Origin of the sequence: Cupriavidus basilensis, assembly GCF_029335485.1 — a bacterium.
GTDB lineage: Bacteria > Pseudomonadota > Gammaproteobacteria > Burkholderiales > Burkholderiaceae > Cupriavidus > Cupriavidus basilensis_E.
Map to the genome: position 1 here is coordinate 1 of NZ_JARJLM010000381.1, position 1,759 is coordinate 1,759.

Annotated in this window: 2 protein-coding genes; both read left to right on the top strand. The window is 66.9% G+C overall.

The window, feature by feature from the left end; genetic code table 11:
* Positions 1-831: tripartite tricarboxylate transporter substrate binding protein (locus tag P3W85_RS22675; RefSeq protein ID WP_276266435.1), on the top strand; the 831-nt coding region annotated here is incomplete at its 5' end.
* Positions 832-958: 127 nt separating this feature from the next.
* A complete protein-coding gene (locus tag P3W85_RS22680) occupies positions 959-1,411 on the top strand; it encodes a MaoC family dehydratase (protein WP_035806853.1) in 453 nt (150 codons plus the stop codon).
* The last annotated feature ends 348 nt before the right edge of the window (positions 1,412-1,759 follow it).

Genomic DNA, 1,759 nt, shown 5'->3' on the forward strand with positions numbered 1-1,759 from the left:
GACGTGGTGGTGCGCCAGTTCGCCGTGGCCTTGCAGGCAGCGCTGGGCCAGACCGTGGTGGTGGACAACAAGCCCGGCGTAGCCGGCACCATGGGCGCGCTGGCGCTCAGGCAGGCCAGGCCGGACGGCTATACCCTGTCGGTCATGCCGGTGACGGTCTTCCGCCAGCCGTTCATCCAGAAGACCGCCTTCGACCCGGCCCGCGATTTCACCTACCTGTCGCGCATCACCGGCTATACCTTCGGCGTGGTGGTGCGCGCCGATTCCCCATGGAAGCACTGGAAGGACTTCCTGGACGCCGCGCGCGCCCGGCCCGGCACCGTCAGCTACGGCTCGCCGGGGCAGTTCAGCTCGCCGCATATCACCATGACGGAACTGGTGGGCAAGGAAGGGCTGACCGTGAACCACGTCCCCTTCAAGGGCGATGCCGACTGTCTGAATTCGCTGATGGGCAACCATGTGCAGCTCTGCGCGGCGGGCAGTTCCGCCGGCACGCTGGTCGATGCGGGCAAGCTGCGCTGGCTCAACCTGTGGACCGCGCAGCGCTCCGCGCGCTGGCCGGACGCGCCCACGCTGCGCGAGCTTGGCTACGACATCGTCTCCAACTCGCCCTACGGCGTGGCCGGGCCGAAGGGCATGGATCCCCAGGTGGTGCGCATCCTGCAGGACGCGCTGCGCCGCGCCGCCGAGAATCCCCAGCATCTTGCCGCGCTCAAGCAGCAGGACCAGGACCTGATGTACCTGGACAGCGCCAGCTACACCCGCTTTGCCATGCAGCAGATCGCCCAGGAGAAAGCGTTGGTGGAGCGCCTCGGCATCAAGGCTGACTGATCCCCGCGTTGCGTCCGCTTTCCGCGCTTTCCTTTCCACCCTATCCGCTCACGCACCGCCAACCATGACCATCGAGACCTCCCCCGGCAACCCTGGCGCAACCGTCTTCGATCCGCGCAGCCACCGCATGTGCGAACAGCGCTATTTCGAGGATTTCGCGCCCGGCGAGCGCTTCGTGCTGCCCTCGCGCACCATGACCGAAGCGCTGTTCGCCGCCTTCCAGCTTGCCAGCGGCGACAACCATCCCGTGCACTACGATGCCGAGTACTGCCGCGCCCACGGCATGCCGCACATGCTGGCGCACGGCTACCAGGTGCTGATCCAGACCGCCGCCGGCGCCGGCCTGTTCCCGCATATGGTGGAGGAATCGCTGAAGGGTTTCCTCGACCAGAGCAGCCGCTTCCTGCATCCGGTCTACGTAGGCGACACGCTGTACAGCACGCTGGAGGTCAGCGAACTGGCGCCGAATCGCGCCACCGGCGTGTTGACCTTGCGCACCACGGTGCACAACCAGCACGGCGTGCTGGTGCTCGACGGCGTGCAGCGCTACCTGCTGCGCAAGCGCCTGCCGGCAGCCTGAGCACGTCCCGTCGATGGATTCATCGCAAAGGACAGGCGATTCCCTCGTGAATTGGGAAAGATCCTAGGCGAGCCCGAAGACCCCTGTAAACAAAGGCGAAAACGGCCGACGCCCGGAAAATTCCGAACGCTACGGCAGATGGCAGCGGCGCCAGGCGTCTTCTCTTGGCGGATCAACTCGGCTACACTTGGCCACGCCATCCGCACTGCGCATAGCGCATAGCGCGCCGATGGAGCCGGGTCGGCGCGAATCCCATCGCGCTTCACGCCGCGGACATCCCCGGCTTCTCACCGAAGCCGCGCGGCCGGACCCACCGCCAGCAACCACACCGGACCAGGCCGAAGCCTC